At 37.9% G+C, this 17,664-nt stretch carries 8 protein-coding genes, 3 tRNA genes and 3 rRNA genes; 8 read left to right on the forward strand and 6 right to left on the reverse strand.

All coding sequences use genetic code 11. The annotated features are described in order from the left end of the window. Window positions 1-288: 288 nt before the first annotated feature. Window positions 289-1,659, forward strand: coding sequence for a saccharopine dehydrogenase family protein (locus OLM57_RS06535; protein WP_264566430.1), 1,371 nt, complete (start codon window positions 289-291; stop codon window positions 1,657-1,659). Between the two features lie 85 nt (window positions 1,660-1,744). On the opposite strand, the gene OLM57_RS06540 is transcribed toward OLM57_RS06535, so the two are convergent. The 4 genes from OLM57_RS06540 to OLM57_RS06555 form a co-directional block, all read right to left on the reverse strand. Next, a complete protein-coding gene (locus OLM57_RS06540) occupies window positions 1,745-3,085 on the reverse strand; it encodes a M56 family metallopeptidase (protein ID WP_264566431.1) in 1,341 nt (446 codons plus the stop codon). Further along, window positions 3,082-3,453 carry a BlaI/MecI/CopY family transcriptional regulator gene (locus OLM57_RS06545; RefSeq protein WP_264566432.1) on the reverse strand — a complete coding sequence of 124 codons (372 nt, stop codon included), beginning with the start codon at window positions 3,451-3,453 and terminating at the stop codon, window positions 3,082-3,084. Before OLM57_RS06545 ends, OLM57_RS06540 begins: the two co-directional genes overlap by 4 nt. Window positions 3,454-3,463: 10 nt before the next feature. Then, a complete protein-coding gene (locus tag OLM57_RS06550; protein WP_264566433.1) occupies window positions 3,464-3,904 on the reverse strand; it encodes a hypothetical protein in 441 nt (146 codons plus the stop codon). A gap of 343 nt (window positions 3,905-4,247) precedes the next feature. Next, window positions 4,248-5,636 (reverse strand): dipeptidase, encoded by a 1,389-nt coding sequence (locus OLM57_RS06555; RefSeq protein ID WP_264566434.1) that lies wholly within the window; start codon window positions 5,634-5,636, stop codon window positions 4,248-4,250. Between the two features lie 157 nt (window positions 5,637-5,793). Here OLM57_RS06555 and OLM57_RS06560 point away from each other — a divergent pair. The 7 genes from OLM57_RS06560 to OLM57_RS06590 all read left to right on the forward strand — a co-directional run bounded on the left by OLM57_RS06560 (window position 5,794) and on the right by OLM57_RS06590 (window position 12,808). Further along, window positions 5,794-5,878: transfer RNA gene (locus OLM57_RS06560), tRNA-Leu, on the forward strand. A gap of 987 nt (window positions 5,879-6,865) precedes the next feature. Next, a 16S ribosomal RNA gene (locus OLM57_RS06565) occupies window positions 6,866-8,379 on the forward strand. A 140-nt stretch (window positions 8,380-8,519) separates the two neighbouring features. After that, a tRNA-Ile gene (locus OLM57_RS06570) sits at window positions 8,520-8,593 on the forward strand. Between the two features lie 138 nt (window positions 8,594-8,731). After that, window positions 8,732-8,805, forward strand: a tRNA-Ala gene (locus OLM57_RS06575). Window positions 8,806-8,995: 190 nt separating this feature from the next. Further along, window positions 8,996-11,886: ribosomal RNA gene (locus tag OLM57_RS06580) — 23S ribosomal RNA — on the forward strand. 154 nt (window positions 11,887-12,040) lie between these two features. Beyond that, a 5S ribosomal RNA gene (gene rrf / locus OLM57_RS06585) occupies window positions 12,041-12,150 on the forward strand. The 16S, 23S and 5S rRNA genes sit together here with 2 tRNA genes alongside, the layout of an rRNA operon. Window positions 12,151-12,403: 253 nt before the next feature. Continuing rightward, complete coding sequence (locus OLM57_RS06590; protein ID WP_264563495.1) at window positions 12,404-12,808, forward strand: secretion protein; 405 nt, start codon at window positions 12,404-12,406, stop codon at window positions 12,806-12,808. Between the two features lie 363 nt (window positions 12,809-13,171). Here OLM57_RS06590 and OLM57_RS06595 read toward each other — a convergent pair whose 3' ends face one another. Continuing rightward, entirely contained in the window at window positions 13,172-16,051 is a 2,880-nt protein-coding gene (locus OLM57_RS06595) for an alpha-amylase family glycosyl hydrolase (RefSeq protein ID WP_264566435.1), read from the reverse strand. A 308-nt stretch (window positions 16,052-16,359) separates the two neighbouring features. Beyond that, entirely contained in the window at window positions 16,360-17,658 is a 1,299-nt protein-coding gene (locus tag OLM57_RS06600; RefSeq protein WP_264566436.1) for an HlyD family secretion protein, read from the reverse strand. Between the last annotated feature and the right edge of the window lie 6 nt (window positions 17,659-17,664).

Here is a 17,664-nt window from a genome sequence, read left to right on the forward strand (position 1 = left end):
AAAAGTATTTCTAATATTTTTAAATTGAAAGCAATTTATAAGCAACGTTAAAAGTAGGTTTTTAGGATTTAAAAGGTTACAATTTGTGTATTTTTTTAAGTTGTGAATTGAATTATATTAAAAATGTTTTTTCAATATAATTTGTTATAAATACAACAATATTGTATGTTTGTGTTATAATTTTAAAAAAGCACGAAGTACTACGTTTTAAATACGGATGAAAATGTCCTGTTTAAAATAAAAATATACTGAAATGCGCTAGCAAGACGATTTAAATTAAAACGAATCATGAGGACAATTCTTATTATTGGAGCAGGAAGATCTGCTTCTTCGTTGATACAATACCTTTTGAATAAATCGGTATCGGAAGAACTGCATCTTATAATAGGTGATTTGTCATTGGCATTGGCCGAGAAAAAGACAAATAATCATCCAAATGCAACTCCTATCGCTTTAGATATATTTGATGAAAATCAAAGAAAGACTGCAATCCAAAAAGCAGACATAGTTATATCCATGTTGCCAGCTCACCTTCATATTGAAGTGGCAAGGGATTGTATCGTATATAAAAAACATCTGGTAACGGCATCTTATATAAGTGATGCGATGCAAGAATTGGATGAAGCTGCCAAAGCAAACAACCTAATTTTTATGAACGAAATTGGGCTGGATCCGGGAATCGATCACATGAGTGCGATGAAGGTGATAGACGAGATAAGAGAACAAGGAGGTAAAATGCTTTTGTTTGAATCCTTTTGCGGAGGTCTTGTAGCTCCAGAATCTGACAATAATCTTTGGAATTATAAATTCACATGGGCACCCCGAAATGTTGTGCTCGCGGGTCAAGGTGGTGCTGCAAAGTTTATTCAAGAAGGTGCTTATAAATACATTCCGTATACGAGTTTGTTTCGTAGAACCGAGTTCTTGGAAGTCGAAGGATATGGAAAATTCGAAGCATATTCCAACAGGGACTCGCTGAAATACAGAAGTGTTTATGGTCTTGATGATGTGCTTACTTTATATAGAGGAACGATTCGAAGAGTTGGTTTTTCTAAAGCCTGGAATATGTTTGTACAATTGGGGATGACTGACGATAGTTATATTATGGAAAATTCGGAGAATATGAGTTACCGTCAATTTGTGAATTCCTTTCTTCCGTATCACCCAACCGATTCGGTTGAAATTAAAATGCGTCTGATTCTGAAAATTGATCAAGACGATATTATGTGGGATAAATTATTGGAATTGGATTTGTTCAACCGAAATAAAAAAGTGGGATTGAAAAATGCCACGCCCGCTCAAATTCTTGAAAAAATACTTACTGATAGTTGGACTTTAGAGCCCCATGATAAGGATATGATTGTTATGTATCATAAATTTGGATATGTACTCAATGGTGAAGAAAAACAAATAGACTCCAAAATGGTTTGTATTGGCGAAGACCAGACCTATACTGCAATGGCCAAAACGGTCGGATTGCCGGTGGCTATGGCTACTTTGTTAATTTTGAATGGTAAGATTACTACGCCTGGAGTTCAACTCCCGATTCGGAAAGAAGTGTACCTTCCTATTTTGAACGAGTTGGAAGAATACGGAGTTGTATTTAATGAACAGGCAATGCCTTATATTGGCTATAATCCTGATAAAGTTTTTAGTTAAGTTTTTTTTAATTTTTTTTAATTTTTTTAGATTTTTTTTTATAAATCCGCTTCGAAAGAAGCGGATTTATTATTGTTTATAAGAACTATTTTGAAGGTTCTATTTGGATAGGCAAACTATATTTTACTCTTACTGCTTCATTGTTTTCTTTTCCAGGAACCCATTTTGGGGATAATTTTAATACTCGAATGAATTCATCGGCAGTGCCAAAACCTAAGTCTTTTAGAATTTCAAATTCGGATAGGCTACCATCCTTTTCAACCATAAAAGTCAAAACTACTTTTCCGCTACCTTTTAATTCGGCAGGAACTTTAAAATTAGTTCCAATAAATTTGTAAAATTCTAAAACTCCTCCCGGGAATTCAGGTTGTGTTATCTCCGTTATGGGATTGGCTTCAGTATTAATAGAATCTACAATTTGATTTTTTGTGGCTATATTATTTTCTATTATAGTTGGATTTAATGTATTAGTTTCTTGAAGAGATTCTTTTTTAATTGAAAGTTTTTCATGTAGAATTTCATTTTTAGAAAAGCTATTATTAGTCTGGACTAAATGTATTGATGGGTTTTCTCTAGCCACAGTTTTAATAGAGATACAATAGAAAATTGCAACGAAAATTGGAATCAAAGCGATTTGTTTTAGTATGGCTTTGGTTTGTGTCGTGTTTTTTGTCATCATAAGAAGCCTTTTCTTGGTTACTAAATAATTCAAGTTGCTAACTAAATAAAGAGGTTGGCTCGCATTTGCTTTGGATACCAGTAAAGATTGATAAAACGGAATGTTTTCATAAGAACGTATCACGAATTCATCAGCTAGAAATTCATGATTGAGTTGAATTGCTTTTTTATAAAAAATAAAAATAGGGTTAAACCAAAATAGTGTTTTCAAGAATTCGATTAATAGAATATCCAAAGTGTGAAATTGTCTAACATGTGTAAGTTCATGGGTGTACAATTCAGCTTCAATGTTTCTATTTTTATAATCGGTTTCATTGATGAAAATATAATTAAGAAAAGTATGTGGAAGTGTTTTTTCTGGTATCAAAACGAGTTTGGCATTATGATAATCTAGCGTTGTATTCGTTTTTATTTTGGAAGTGATTTTTAGAATATTTCTAATGAATCGAATGCACAAAAACAGTGTAATTATTCCGTAAATTATCCAAAGCCAATAAGTGGTATAATTTGTTTCTTTTATTATTTGTGAGTTTCCTTGTGAAAACAGAATACTTGTTGGATTTTTCGCAGCCTTTATAATTTCAGTTGCTATTTCAATTGTAATGAAAGGAATTACAAATGAAAAAACAAGACTGAACAATAAGTAAAACCTATTGAATTGGTTCATTTTTTCTTTTTCTAATACTAAATGGTAAAAGATTAAAAGAGCCAAAAGGCTACTGGATGATTTGAATAAAAAGTCAATCATTTTTTCTTTTTTTGGATTTCACTGTCTATTATTTTTTTGAGTTCTTCCAATTCTGATGCTGATAAATTGGTTTCGGTGGTAAAGAATGAAGCAAATTGTGAAGCCGAATTGTTAAAGAAATTGCTAATCAATCCGTTTACATGTTTCGAGAAATAATCTGTTTTTTTTACCAATGGATAATATTGGCGCGAGTTTCCAAATTCGTTGTAAGCTACAAATTTTTTATCAATCATTCTCTTTAGCAAAGTGGCAACTGTCGTTGTGGCTGGTTTTGGCTTTGGATATGCTTCGAGTAAATCTTTCATGAACGCTTTTTCAAGCTTCCAGAGATGTTCCATTAATTGTTCTTCGGAGTTTGATAATTGCATGGTTTATTTTTTAGTGTGTTTTTGCAAGCTGTGTTGTTTTTATTTCTGAAATAAACTCTCCATTTTCATATTTCTTGGTAGAAATAAGCTTTCCTTTTTCGTCAAAATATTTCCAATCTCCATAATAAAACCAGTGTATTTCGGGGCCAGTGATTACTAGCTTTGTTTTGCCTTTGGATTGAATTGTTCCATTTGCGTTGTAATAAGTAATGAAGCATTTGTTTTTTCTGTAAACTTCTTTTTTGTTGATTCTATTGTTGGTGTAATAATGCCATTTCTTTGTGGGATCACCATTTTTATATTTTCCAACCGATTTGTAATGCGTGCTGTCAATTGAATATTGTTCAATCCAAAGTCCGACCCTTTTCTTGTTTGCCTTTTGGTTTATTGGTGTCGTTTTGCATCCAATCAATGTTAAGGTAAGAAATAAAGTGATGAATAAGTGTCTCATAAATAATTTTTGCTCTACTTAAGTAGAATTAACTCTACAAATGTAGAATAAAAATTAACACAACCAAATGTTTGAATACTTTTTTAGGAGAAATAGCGCGCTTGTTAAAACAATTTAATTCTAAAAATCAATATCTTATCAAAACTGTAAGCCCTAGCCCAGATGGAAACGGCATCCTGTTGTCCCGGGGTTAGGGACAACAGATATAGTGGACAGCTGGAAATAGCTCCTCCCTTCGACTGTAGTCAGGATGTTTTAATTTTAAAGATTGTTAGATTGTTTGAGAAATAGGCATAAAAAAATCCGTTCACTGAGAACGGATTTAGTTATTTTTTGAGAATTCTTATTTGCTCAACTCGACAAAATATTTGTAAAACAATGGAATGGTTTCAATCCCTTTTAGGTAATTGAAAATTCCGAAATGTTCGTTTGGTGAGTGAATGGCATCACTGTCAAGTCCAAAGCCCATCAATATCGTTTTGCTTTTTAGCTCTTTTTCGAACAAGGCAACAATAGGAATGCTTCCTCCGGAACGCACGGGAATCGCAGGAACGCCAAAGGTTTCGGTGTACGCCATATTGGCCGCTTTGTAACCGATGCTGTCTATTGGAGTTACGTAGCCTTGGCCGCCGTGATGGGGGGTTACTTTTACGGTAACGCCAGCCGGAGCGATGCTGGTGAAATGTTTGGTGAACAACTCGGTTATGACTTCCCAATCTTGGTTAGGTACCAAACGCATCGAAATTTTGGCAAAAGCCTTGCTCGCAATAACCGTCTTGGCACCTTCGCCAGTATAACCTCCCCAAATTCCGTTGACATCTAGTGTTGGTCGAATCGAGTTGCGCTCATTGGTTACATAGCCGCTTTCACCGTAAATATCATTTAGGTCTAATGCTTTCTTATAATTATCTAGACTAAAAGGAGCTTTGGCCATTTCGGCTCTTTCTTCTAATGACAATTCTTCAACATTGTCATAAAATCCAGGAATAGTAATGTGATTGTTTTCGTCATGTAAAGATGCAATCATTTTGGCCAAAACATTAATAGGATTGGCAACAGCCCCACCATATAATCCAGAATGCAAGTCGCGATTAGGTCCTGTAACTTCTACTTCGACATAGCTTAATCCTCGCAGGCCAGTGGTGATTGAGGGTTGTTGATTGGAAATCATTCCGGTGTCCGAAATCAAAATCACATCATTTTTCAGTTTCTTAGTATTGTTTTCTACAAAGGTTTTTAGGTTGACGCTGCCTACTTCTTCCTCACCTTCAATCATGAATTTTACGTTGCAAGGCAAAGTATTGCTTTGAATCATGTATTCAAAAGCTTTTACATGCATGTACATTTGACCTTTATCATCGCATGAACCTCTTGCAAAAATAGCGCCTTCGGGATGAATTTCGGTTTTTTTGATAATAGGTTCAAATGGGGGAGAAGTCCATAATTCTAATGGATCAGCCGGCTGAACATCATAATGTCCATAAACCAAAACAGTAGGTAATTTCGGGTCGATTGTCTTCTCTCCGTATACAATAGGATAGCCCGCAGTCTCGCAAATTTCTACAAAATCGCATCCTGCAGTCACTAAACTTGTTTTAACAGCCTCAGCAGTGTCAAAAACATCTTGGGAAAAAGCGGTGTCTGCACTGACAGATGGAATTTTCAATAATTCAATTAACTCGTTGATAAACCGTTCTTTGTGTTTTGTAACATATAATTTTATATCATCCATGGAATCAAAATTTTTTTATGATTCAAAAATACAAAAAATAGAATGAATATTTTTTTAAAAAATTCCTTTGAAAATTGGAAGATATGATTATCTTTGCACCCACAAACGCTAGTTCAATGAACACCTCTTTAAAATAAGAGTATAGTGAATTAATTTCGCGGATATGGTGAAATTGGTAGACATGCCAGACTTAGGATCTGGTGCCGCAAGGCGTGTAGGTTCGAGTCCTATTATCCGCACCAAAAGCTTCTCATCTTGAGAAGCTTTTTTGTTTTTATCACTCCTCTCCTAGTAGCAAACTCTTTTTTGTCTTTATATAGGGTTTGTAATAATGCTAAAGCAAGTATTGTTGTCTTTACATTCGTTATATCTGTAGCTTTTTTGATTTTCTGTTCCAAAATGAAAATTGCAAATGCTAAGAATAAAACAATTCTAAAGTATATTTCACTCCTATATATAATCACCAAAATTACCCCAGTCAAAGCTATTCGTTTCGATTAAGTATTAATAGTTGTAGTAATTAGGAGCTGAAAACCTGCTATTCGTTACAATCTTCTTGTACCGAACCCCGGCACAAGAAGGATTTCTACTACTATCAGGGCTATGGCATTTGTTTTCATAAGAAGTCAGGTAAAAAGGAACACCTTTATATATAGTATAGGAACATTTAAAAAAAATCCGTGTTAATCCGTCGCATCCGTTTCATCCGTGTCCCATTTACGCATGATCATTCACAAACCAATTCTTAGAAACCGAACAAAACTGCATAATTCCTCAAAAACACCTATTAGAAAATGGTAAATTCACAAAAAGGTTGTGCTGTAAATTGTGATATATCAATGTGTTAAAAAATAAGTGTAAAATTAAAGCAAAATAAATGTAAAAAGTCATTGTTTAAACGGATAAAGGGACTACTTTTGCACCCGCAACAGCGCATAAGTTCTTTAATATTCTGATAAGCAAAAACGAAATTAACACTGAAAATAAATTTTCAAAAAAGATTTCAAAAAGCTTGTGAGAGAAGAAAAAGCTTTGTACTTTTGCACCCGCTAATCGAAAGACTAGTGAGTAAAAAAAGAAGAATACGTTCCTAGACATATTGAATTGACAGCCGTTTTAAGAGAGATCTTAAAACAAAAGAATAAGAGTAATAGAATCGATAGATTTGAATATTGACCACTAGAATTGGAGTCGAATAACAATAGCTTAAGCAATTAAGCAAACAATATACGATGAAGAGTTTGATCCTGGCTCAGGATGAACGCTAGCGGCAGGCTTAACACATGCAAGTCGAGGGGTATAGTTCTTCGGAATTAGAGACCGGCGCACGGGTGCGTAACGCGTATGCAATCTACCTTTTACAGAGGGATAGCCCAGAGAAATTTGGATTAATACCTCATAGTATAGCGACATCGCATGATGATGCTATTAAAGTCACAACGGTAAAAGATGAGCATGCGTCCCATTAGCTAGTTGGTAAGGTAACGGCTTACCAAGGCTACGATGGGTAGGGGTCCTGAGAGGGAGATCCCCCACACTGGTACTGAGACACGGACCAGACTCCTACGGGAGGCAGCAGTGAGGAATATTGGACAATGGGCGCAAGCCTGATCCAGCCATGCCGCGTGCAGGATGACGGTCCTATGGATTGTAAACTGCTTTTGCACAGGAAGAAACACTCTCTCGTGAGAGAGCTTGACGGTACTGTGAGAATAAGGATCGGCTAACTCCGTGCCAGCAGCCGCGGTAATACGGAGGATCCAAGCGTTATCCGGAATCATTGGGTTTAAAGGGTCCGTAGGCGGTCTTATAAGTCAGTGGTGAAATCTCCCCGCTCAACGGGGAAACGGCCATTGATACTGTAGGACTTGAATTATTAGGAAGTAACTAGAATATGTAGTGTAGCGGTGAAATGCTTAGAGATTACATGGAATACCAATTGCGAAGGCAGGTTACTACTAATGGATTGACGCTGATGGACGAAAGCGTGGGTAGCGAACAGGATTAGATACCCTGGTAGTCCACGCCGTAAACGATGGATACTAGCTGTTGGGAGCGATCTCAGTGGCTAAGCGAAAGTGATAAGTATCCCACCTGGGGAGTACGTTCGCAAGAATGAAACTCAAAGGAATTGACGGGGGCCCGCACAAGCGGTGGAGCATGTGGTTTAATTCGATGATACGCGAGGAACCTTACCAAGGCTTAAATGTAGTTTGACCGGACTGGAAACAGTTTTTTCGCAAGACAAATTACAAGGTGCTGCATGGTTGTCGTCAGCTCGTGCCGTGAGGTGTCAGGTTAAGTCCTATAACGAGCGCAACCCCTGTTGTTAGTTGCCAGCGAGTCATGTCGGGAACTCTAACGAGACTGCCAGTGCAAACTGTGAGGAAGGTGGGGATGACGTCAAATCATCACGGCCCTTACGCCTTGGGCTACACACGTGCTACAATGGCCGGTACAGAGAGCAGCCACTGGGTGACCAGGAGCGAATCTACAAAACCGGTCACAGTTCGGATCGGAGTCTGCAACTCGACTCCGTGAAGCTGGAATCGCTAGTAATCGGATATCAGCCATGATCCGGTGAATACGTTCCCGGGCCTTGTACACACCGCCCGTCAAGCCATGGAAGCTGGGGGTGCCTGAAGTCGGTGACCGCAAGGAGCTGCCTAGGGTAAAACTGGTAACTAGGGCTAAGTCGTAACAAGGTAGCCGTACCGGAAGGTGCGGCTGGAACACCTCCTTTCTAGAGCCTTAGTGTTAGTATTTATACACGCTGAGGAAAGAAGACGAAAAGACTATTGGTTACAAAGATTGAAATTTTATTACTCTTGCTGTTAATTTAAAAAACATGTGCTAAATAAGCACAAAAATAAGAATGAAGAGTGTCTCGTAGCTCAGCTGGTTAGAGTACTACACTGATAATGTAGGGGTCGACAGTTCGAGTCTGTCCGAGACAACAAAACAGTTACGAATTTGTAAATTACGAATTACGAATTGAAAAAGTTCATAAACATAGATTGAAAGGAAATTCTAGGGTTGAAAGATTACGAATTACAGCAATTCATAATTCATAATTCACAATTCATAATTAAATTGGGGGATTAGCTCAGCTGGCTAGAGCGCCTGCCTTGCACGCAGGAGGTCAACGGTTCGACTCCGTTATTCTCCACTATTCTAGTGAATAGTAAAGAGTGAATGGTAATTAGTTTAGACTAATCACTACTTACTAAGTACTAATCACTAAGAAAAAAGTTCATTGACATATTGAGATAAGAAATAATAAAAAGTAGAAAGCAGTTTTTATACTTTTTAAGTATAGAAACGAAAAAAAACGGTCGTAATTAAGTTTACGATTGGTACAATAAGCAAAATAAGGGCGTATGGGGGATGCCTTGGCTCTCAGAGGCGATGAAAGGCGTGATAAGCTGCGAAAAGTTACGGGGACGGGCACACACCGATTGATCCGTAAATACCTGAATGGGGCAACCCACTATGTTGAAGACATAGTACACCGATAGGTGGGCAAACCCGCTGAACTGAAACATCTAAGTAGGCGGAGGAGAAGAAAACAAAAGTGATTCCGTAAGTAGTGGCGAGCGAACGCGGATTAGCCCAAACCAGTGTTGTTACGGCAATGCTGGGGTTGTAGGACCACGATATTTTATGCACAAAGAATTAGAATCTACTGGAAAGTAGAGCCAAAGAGAGTGATAGCCTCGTATAAGTAATAAGTGTAATAGATAGTGGTATCCTGAGTAGGGCGGGGCACGTGAAACCCTGTCTGAATTTGGCGGGACCATCCGCTAAGGCTAAATACTCCTGAGAGACCGATAGTGAACCAGTACCGTGAGGGAAAGGTGAAAAGAACCGTGAATAACGGAGTGAAATAGATCCTGAAACCATACGCTTACAAGCGGTCGGAGCCCTTTAGTGGGGTGACGGCGTGCCTTTTGCATAATGAGCCTACGAGTTAACGTTGCTGGCAAGGATAAGTGGTTAAGCCACGGATCCGTAGCGAAAGCGAGTCTGAATAGGGCGCTTTAGTCAGTAGTGTTAGACGCGAAACCGTGTGATCTACCCATGGGCAGGATGAAGCGCTGGTAACACAGTGTGGAGGTCCGAACCGGTTGACGTTGAAAAGTCTTCGGATGACCTGTGGGTAGGGGTGAAAGGCCAATCAAACTCGGAAATAGCTCGTACTCCCCGAAATGCATTTAGGTGCAGCGCTGGTCGCAAAGTTATATAGAGGTAGAGCTACTGATTGGATGCGGGGGCTTCACCGCCTACCAATTCCTGACAAACTCCGAATGCTATATAATGTTTACCAGCAGTGAGGGCTTGGGTGCTAAGGTCCAAGTCCGAGAGGGAAAGAACCCAGACCATCAGCTAAGGTCCCCAAATATATGTTAAGTTGAAAGAACGAGGTTTGTCTGCCCAGACAGCTAGGATGTTGGCTTGGAAGCAGCCATTCATTTAAAGAGTGCGTAACAGCTCACTAGTCGAGCGGACGAGCATGGATAATAATCGGGCATAAACATATTACCGAAGCTATGGATTTGTAATTTATTACAAGTGGTAGGGGAGCATTCTAACAGGGTTGAAGGTGTATCGTAAGGTATGCTGGACTGGTTAGAAAAGAAAATGTAGGCATAAGTAACGATAATGCGGGCGAGAAACCCGCACACCGAAAGACTAAGGTTTCCACAGCTATGCTAATCAGCTGTGGGTTAGTCGGGACCTAAGGCGAACCCGAAAGGGACAGTCGATGGACAACGGGTTAATATTCCCGTACTACTGATTACTGTGATGGGGTGACGGAGTGATGAAAGCGCCGCGAACTGACGGAATAGTTCGTTGAAGTACCTACCTATAAGCTGCGCAGGCAAATCCACGCGGCTTGGGGAAATACGATAGTACTCGGAGTCTTCGGACAAAGAGATAGTGCGCCTAAGGGCTTCCAAGAAAAACCTCTAAACTTCAGGTAATTAGTACCCGTACCGCAAACCGACACAGGTAGTCGAGGAGAGAATCCTAAGGTGCTCGAGAGATTCATGGCTAAGGAATTAGGCAAAATAGACCCGTAACTTCGGGAGAAGGGTCGCCTCTATGTAAAAATAGAGGCCGCAGTGAAGAGGTCCAGGCGACTGTTTATCAAAAACACAGGGCTCTGCAAAATCGTAAGATGAAGTATAGGGCCTGACACCTGCCCGGTGCTGGAAGGTTAAGTGGAGATGTTATGAGTAATCAGAAGCATTGAAATGAAGCCCCAGTAAACGGCGGCCGTAACTATAACGGTCCTAAGGTAGCGAAATTCCTTGTCGGGTAAGTTCCGACCTGCACGAATGGTGTAACGATCTGGACACTGTCTCAGCCATGAGCTCGGTGAAATTGTAGTAACGGTGAAGATGCCGTTTACCCGCAGTGGGACGAAAAGACCCTGTGCACCTTTACTATAGCTTAGTATTGACCTTGGATAAATGATGTGTAGGATAGGTTGGAGACTGTGAAGTGGCGTCGCCAGGCGTTGTGGAGTCATTGTTGAAATACAACCCTTTGTTTATCTGAGGCCTAACCCCGCGATTGCGGGGGACATTGCTTGGTGGGTAGTTTGACTGGGGTGGTCGCCTCCAAAAGAGTAACGGAGGCTTCTAAAGGTTCCCTCAGTACGCTTGGTAACCGTGCGTAGAGTGCAATGGCATAAGGGAGCTTGACTGAGAGACATACAGGTCGATCAGGTACGAAAGTAGAGCATAGTGATCCGGTGGTTCCGCATGGAAGGGCCATCGCTCAAAGGATAAAAGGTACGCCGGGGATAACAGGCTGATCTCCCCCAAGAGCTCATATCGACGGGGGGGTTTGGCACCTCGATGTCGGCTCGTCACATCCTGGGGCTGGAGAAGGTCCCAAGGGTTGGGCTGTTCGCCCATTAAAGTGGCACGCGAGCTGGGTTCAGAACGTCGTGAGACAGTTCGGTCTCTATCTACTGTGGGCGCAAGAAATTTGAGTGGATCTGATTCTAGTACGAGAGGACCGAATTGGACAAACCTCTAGTGTATCTGTTGTTCCGCCAGGAGCATCGCAGAGTAGCTACGTTTGGAAGGGATAAGCGCTGAAAGCATATAAGCGCGAAACCCACCACAAGATGAGATTTCTTTTAAGGGTCGTGGGAGATGACCACGTTGATAGGCTATAGATGTAAAGGCAGTAATGTCATAGTCAAGTAGTACTAATAACCCGTAAGCTTATGTACACCTTTTCCCGAGCCGCAAGGCTCGGGGAGAAACTTTCTAATAAAATACTTTTTATATTCTTTATCTCAGTATGTTACGATATTATTGCAATTACGAATTCAGAATTATGAATTACGACTTGCAGATAATTGCCCAAAGCAATTATAACAACCTTAAGGTGGTTATTGCGGCGGGGCTCACCTCTTCCCATCCCGAACAGAGTAGTTAAGCCCGCCTGCGCAGATGGTACTGCAGTTATGTGGGAGAGTATGTCGTCGCCTTTCTTTTTAAAAACCCTTCATCCTATCGATGAGGGGTTTTTTGTTTTGAAGAAGGTTTTAAATAAAAAAACTCAAAAACTCAAAGAAAGAACTATTCTAAATTACCTCGAATCTGTACTAAATTATCTCAAGAGTCAATACATCGTTTTCGTGTAGTTAAAATAGCAGTTGTATTGGAAAATACAGTTGCATTTTCAATGGAATTAGGATACTACTTTAGCCATAGAAATTATTACTAATTTAAAACAGCAGTATTATGAAAACGATTTTAAAACTTAGTCTAGTAGTATTAGTAGCGATGACTACCATGAGTACTTATGCAATCGATGGTGATTTTTTACTAAATGTAAAAAAAGGAACGGGTAAAGAAATTAGTTTTTCTGTAAACCAGATTCAAAAAGCCAATGTGACGATCTATGATAAATTCCACAATGTAATCTATAGCGAAATCGCCACCGGAAAAGGGGGTATCTTGAAAACCTATAGTCTTGAGGAATTTCCTGATGGCGTTTACTTTTTGGAAGTGGAAACCAATCTTAAAAAAGTGACACATGAAATCGTGATTGCTAATCAAGCGACCACTTTGTCCAGAAAATCAATCGCCGAAGTTTACAAAGGAGAATTGAAAATGAAAAACCAAAACGTGGCTACAACCAATTAATTGGGTTGCTGTTTAGGACACAATACTTACTTCGAAATTATGAAAAACAGCTCTTCTTTTTGAGCTGTTTTTTTGTTTATAGCGTAAAAGGTATTTATTCAAAAAAGCAGTTTTGAAAACGCCATTGCATGAGGGATGGGAACGGCATCCCACGCTTTTGGGCGTGGATACAGTGGACAGCCCGACCACGTTGCAAACAAAAAGCTATTGTGAAGATAAAATGGTATGCAACGGGGGCATGCCAGACTACATATTATGGGTTTGCTAAGTTTCAACTAATTTAAATTAAATTCATCGCAAAAAAAGCCACCAAAACTTAATTTGATGGCTAATTTAAACTAACTAATTCGAAATAATAGGTATTTATTGCTTGATGAATTTCATCACTTTTACTTGATTTTCTTCGTTGTAAATCTTAACTAAGTACATTCCACTATCAATATCGCTGATGCTAAATTGTTGTCCGGCAGTTTGATTTTTATTGAATGATTTGACCAATTGACCTGTTATAGAATAAATTTGAACTTTAGAGGTATTGGTATTTAATGTAAAATAGCTTGAGGCTGGATTTGGATAGATATAAACATCTTTTAAAACCTCAAAATCTGTGGTTGCTAAGGTTGTTGTTTTGTTTCCGAAAATTCTAAATTCACCCGGTGCTAAACTAATGGGTGTGCTTACATTGGTTACAGTGAATGTTGAATTGTCCATTAAGTTGTACCAGGTTCCTGTATATGGGAATCCTGTGGCTACATTTTGAGTTGTAACGTCAAAATTGGCAATTATTAATACGTCTTTAAGATCGGTACTGGCCAAAGCACTATTGGTTATTTTAATATTTGGCATTAAAGTGGATGAATTAGCCATTGTTGCTGTACCAGAGAATACAGCTTCAGTAGTTTTTAATCCAATCATTCTTGCCCAATCGTTGTAGATTTTATTTCTATTATTATCCGCCAGCCAATTGTTTGTCCATTGTGGTTGAGGCTTAGTATCCAATTTGCAGTCACCGGATGTTGCGTCTGAAGAAGTATTTAGAGTTCCATTACTACAGGTGTAAATAGAAGAATCCCACCCTAATTCACCAAAGTGCCATATCATTTTTGGTCCAGGAACTAATAATGAAACGGCTCCTATCGCTGACATTCTAGACAAAGCAACATTTAATGTTTTTACATTATGAGCGGCATTAGTGCTGTTTCCGGCAGTTTTGTTATAATACATTAAACGTTCTTCATCATGACTTTCAGCGTAACCCATTAATCTGTTGTTGGTAAATCCGCGACTTGAATTTGTCATTCCCGAAATATTTCCCGAATATCCTTTAGACAGTTTACCATATTCATTATTCATATTTCCCCACATCATTACCCCTTTACTTGGAGTTTCAGTAATTCTATAATTTGCCCATTGTTGTTCTTCGGTATTTCCACCTAAATGTTCAAATATAGTATAATGCGTTGGATCTAGTGACCATGAATAATCAGCATACCCTTTCAAAATATCAACTCTGTCCTGTTGGTAATTACCTGTACAACTTTGATCGCTGGCAGTACAGTTTTGCGTAAATCCTTTGGTTAAATCCCAACGGAAACCGTCAATCTTGTATTCTTCAATCCATTGTTTGATGACTCTTTTTACATAATTTTTTGTATATGGAGAAGCATGATTAAAATCTTCGCCTACACTATAAGCATGTTTGGCGACGGTATTAAAATAAGGATTTTCAGCAGTTGGAGATCCATAACCGTTACCATCGGCATCATTCATCCACATACGGATCATTGGGTTTCTTCCAAAAGCATGATTTAAGGCTACATCAAGGATTACGGCAATTCCATTTTGATGGCAAACGTCAATCAATTCCTTTAATTTGGTTGAAGGACCGTAAAATTTGTCCAAAGCCATGTGAAAAGAAGTATTATACCCCCAGCTTTCATTGCCTTCAAATTCCATTACTGGCAATAATTCAATGGCATTGATTTTTAAATTTTTGAAATAATCAATACGGTTAATTAAATCTTGATAATTCCTGTTGGCGTCAAAATCTCTCACCAATACTTCGTAAACAACCAATTTGTCTTTTTGTGGTTTTACAAAATTAGTGGTAGCAGAGCTCCATGCATATGGTGTTTGCCCTGTCTGTAGAACGGTTACTTCTTTATCTTGTCCTACAGGATAAACAGGCATATTGGGATAAGTTGCAGTTGGAATACTTGGATCGTCTTGAGTTAATACTAAAGTCGAATAAGGATCGGCAGTTTTTACCAACGCAGGAGAATTGGCAATAGGAGTCGTTTCCCCCACCCAATATTGATACGTATTATTTGCACCCGAAACTAATCCGGTCAATTCTAACCAAAATTTTGTTGAACCAGCAGTTGCATCTTTTTTCATGGCATAAGAAATGCCCGGTTGCCAATTATTAAAACTTCCGGCTACATATACAAAATCTTTTAGGGGCGCATCAAGTACCAAAGTAGCTTTGGTGGCATCATTTGGATTATAATTGATTCCATCAACCAAACCTGCTGGAATTGTTTCAGAAACTGTATTTGGATTGATGACAACAGTGAATTTCTTAGTAATGGTTGTTGTACCTTGTTTTACTTCCAATTCATAGTTTTGGTTTGCAGTAATGTTGGTGTGGTTATAGGCATAGCTTGCAGTACTTGCATTTGTATTAATACTTATGCCGTTTGATTTTAAGTTGTAACTCGCAACACCATTGGTATTGGTTGCGGCTATAGAAAGACTTCCTCCAGAAGCAAGTATAGAGGTGCTGTTTTGTGCAGGTGAAGTAAGGGTAACTTGAAAAGAACCCACTTCGGCAAACATATCTTGCGATTTTTTATCACCTGTTCCGTCTTTGGCTTTTATTAAAAAACCAATTTTTCCAATATTAGTAGTATTATAATAAGCAGTTGGCACAAATGTCTTAGTATAAGTGTCACTACCGGCATTATAGGTAAATTTACTGGCTGCATCAGAGGCAGCCCACGAACCATTTAGTGGAGTCCCTTTTGGAGAGGTATCATCCAAATCAAAAGCCCATGCCCATAGGTAAAGTGCATTTCCAGTGACCCCCCAAATAGATTCATTTATACTACTCCCATTAATAGTAATAGTAATAGATGTAGTTTCCTCAAAGGTGCTTGGGTTAACACTGTAGGTTGCCGTTTGTATCTGAGCAACAGCCCCTAACGACAAAAAAAATAAGAATAAAAGTATAAGTTTTTTCATAGTAATTAATTAGTTTTTAGGTTGATAACCTCTTAAGGACATAAATATAGTTATATTAATATATTTTATATAAAACACCTTGTTTAACTCTTTACGATAACGTTGTAGTGTTAATAAAATAAAATCAATATAGCAATTTACATGTTAAAATATTTCTTAATGGTTACTCTTATTAAGGAAGTTTTGCCGTGACTTATAACAAATTAGATTCGTAATAACTCGTTTTAAAAATGATGATGGAATTTAAAAGACAGTATAGACAATTTTACTTAAGAGCAATTTGCCCTAATAAAAATCATCAAGTTTTTTTATCTAACAACTAATTTTCTGAATTGAAAAAAAATACGTTCAATTAAGCGCATATCATCACTTATTATTTCTGCCTGACCTGTTAGTTCTTTGTCAAATTTTAATTTTTTGTTATAACTTGTAGTTAAAGCATTTGGCATTGTAACTTCTACAAAATAGTTGCCTTCTTTATCTGTAACAGTTGACATTGTTTGGATTTTTCCCTCTAGCATGCCATATTCTTGGAATGGAAAATTATCTAGTTTAATTAGTACTTTCTGACCCTGTTTTATTTTACCTGAATTTTGAGAAAGAACTAATAAATTACATATAAATTCCTGTTGGTTATCTGGTAATATTGTTGCAAATAAATCGCCTGTTTTCATTAACTGGTTTTCTTTCCAAGAATTTTGAAATATAAAAACTCCGTCGCAAAGAGCCATAAATTGATAATTTTGCTGCCAAATATGAATGCTTTTTTTAAGTTCATCTAGTGCCTGATAAAGAGAACTCAAATTAGTAACATCAGTCTTCTCTTGCGATATTTCGTTTCCTATTATTAGTTTTTTGGTCTGATTTACCGCCTCTTTTTGTTGAGAAATGGCTAAATTGGTTTGGTCATAACTTTGTTTAGCTTGTAAGTTATTGACTTTTTGAACTTCTAAATCATATCCTGAAATCACGCCTTTGTCAAAAAGCAGCTGGGAACGTTTTAATTGTTGGTCGCTTAATGATAGTTTTGCTGATTCTAATTTTTGTTGCTCATAAAGAGAAGACAATCTTTTACTATTTTCATTTTGAGAACTTAGTCCAGCATTAATTTCTTGCGAGTAGGGATGGAGTTTTTGATTTAATTCATTTTCAACATATGCTTTATGGAATTGAATATAAGCCGTTTGAACTTCTCCAAGTTCAAGGTTTTTTAGCCTGTCAAAAGGGAAAGTAAAGTTGTGATAGTTCGTGTTGACAGCCTGAATTGCTTTTGATATTTTTATTATATCCTGATAATTTGCTGTGCTTTCTAATATAGCCAAAACATCTCCCTTTTTTACTTTGTCAGAATTAGAAACATATATTTTTGCAATACGAGAATTGACTCTTGATTCCAGTCTCTCGGGAGGATTTATAGAAGTTATAATTGCTTTGGCAGTAATAATATCTGGGTATTTTACAAACCAGGAGCCCATAAAAGTAAATAGTATTATTATAAAGATAATGGAAATTCCATATCTTACAATCCATGTGGGAGGATTTGACAATACTTCTTGTACAGATTCCGAACGCAATTCGATGTCTTCTAAAATATTTTTTTTTGTCATTTATAG

It is taken from the genome of Flavobacterium sp. N3904, assembly GCF_025947305.1.
In the GTDB taxonomy this organism is placed as follows: Bacteria; Bacteroidota; Bacteroidia; order Flavobacteriales; family Flavobacteriaceae; genus Flavobacterium.

What these genes read in the sequence shown, in the direction of transcription:
- OLM57_RS06550 (WP_264566433.1), bottom strand. Translation starts at nt 3,904, where the DNA reads ATGAGACACTTATTCATCACTTTATTTCTTACCTTAACATTGATTGGA.
- OLM57_RS06600 (WP_264566436.1), bottom strand. Translation starts at nt 17,658, where the DNA reads ATGACAAAAAAAAATATTTTAGAAGACATCGAATTGCGTTCGGAATCT.
- OLM57_RS06545 (WP_264566432.1), bottom strand. Translation starts at nt 3,453, where the DNA reads ATGCAATTATCAAACTCCGAAGAACAATTAATGGAACATCTCTGGAAG.
- OLM57_RS06540 (WP_264566431.1), bottom strand. Translation starts at nt 3,085, where the DNA reads ATGATTGACTTTTTATTCAAATCATCCAGTAGCCTTTTGGCTCTTTTA.
- OLM57_RS06595 (WP_264566435.1), bottom strand. Translation starts at nt 16,051, where the DNA reads ATGAAAAAACTTATACTTTTATTCTTATTTTTTTTGTCGTTAGGGGCT.
- OLM57_RS06535 (WP_264566430.1), top strand. Translation starts at nt 289, where the DNA reads ATGAGGACAATTCTTATTATTGGAGCAGGAAGATCTGCTTCTTCGTTG.
- OLM57_RS06555 (WP_264566434.1), bottom strand. Translation starts at nt 5,636, where the DNA reads ATGGATGATATAAAATTATATGTTACAAAACACAAAGAACGGTTTATC.
- OLM57_RS06590 (WP_264563495.1), top strand. Translation starts at nt 12,404, where the DNA reads ATGAAAACGATTTTAAAACTTAGTCTAGTAGTATTAGTAGCGATGACT.